Genomic DNA, 566 nt, shown 5'->3' on the forward strand with positions numbered 1-566 from the left:
TTTAATTTTTACTATATAGTTTTGTATATCTAAGTCATTAACCTTATCTCCATCAAAGTTATAACTAAACCCAGGTGTCTTACGACCTGTATTAGCGTAGCTTCTCCCAGCATACTCATGTTTTATCTTATAGTAATAAGAGGACTTAGATAATTCTACAATACTTAATACAGTAACAACTTTATAACCTAAAGTTATCCACTTATGAGCAATAGCAATTTTATCATCTAACGTTGGTTGTTTTTTTTTAGAAGATCCTCAAGGATTGCTATTTTTAATTTAAGATCTTCATTTTCATCCTTAAATTTATGATATTCTTTTTTATAATTAGGTATAATCTCACCTTCCTTTGGATTTTTTGGTTTTATAGTTTGAGAATACCTACGGTAATTGTTAACCCATGTGCTTAATTGAACAGGATTAATATCATATTTTTTAGCTATTAAAGAATTACTACCAGATTCAAGAACTTCTTTAACATAAGCAACTCTTTGTTCTTCTGAAAACTTTCTTTTAAAAACAACTTTTGACATATTGTAGCCCTCCTAATTTCATTAATATAATTG

1 protein-coding gene is annotated in these 566 nt (G+C 27.6%); it reads right to left on the minus strand.

Annotated features, from left to right (window positions below; all coding sequences use genetic code 11):
• Window positions 1–227 precede the first annotated feature (227 nt).
• The gene (locus ACYUE0_RS17785; RefSeq protein ID WP_061997118.1) at window positions 228–533 is read right to left on the minus strand and encodes a transposase; all 306 of its coding nucleotides are present in this window, start codon (window positions 531–533) and stop codon (window positions 228–230) included.
• Between the last annotated feature and the right edge of the window lie 33 nt (window positions 534–566).

The sequence above is a fragment of the Clostridium sp. CTA-19 genome, assembly GCF_054767855.1.